Here is a 318-nt window from a genome sequence, read left to right as displayed (position 1 = left end):
CGTCGCCGCCGGACCCGCCGCCCGAGGCGCCGTAGCTGGTCGGGGCCGAAGCCCCACCCGCGCCGACGATCAGATAGTCGACGTCGCCCGCCACCTCGACCGTGATCGCGCCATCGGCGGGCAGCTCGTAAATGTCGTAGCTGGTCCCCTCGACGGTGACCGTGGTCCTGGTCGCCCCGGTCCCGGAGACGGCCGAGATGCGGGCATAGGCCACCTCAGCCCCTCAGTTCGCGCCGGTATTGCACCCCGGAGGCCAGCATCAGGGCCAGCACGATCAGCACGGGCCACCAGAGCGCGGCCAGCACCCCGCCGGTGACA

1 protein-coding gene is annotated in these 318 nt (G+C 72.3%); it reads right to left on the bottom strand.

Annotated features, from left to right (window positions below):
- A partial coding sequence (locus BYZ73_RS22020) for a hypothetical protein (RefSeq protein WP_220086902.1) occupies nt 1-214 on the bottom strand: 214 nt, incomplete at its 3' end.
- Nucleotides 215-318 lie beyond the last annotated feature (104 nt).

The organism is Rhodovulum viride (assembly GCF_003265965.1).
Classification (GTDB): domain Bacteria; phylum Pseudomonadota; class Alphaproteobacteria; order Rhodobacterales; family Rhodobacteraceae; genus Rhodovulum; species Rhodovulum kholense.
This window is presented reverse-complemented; position numbering and strand designations above follow the sequence as displayed.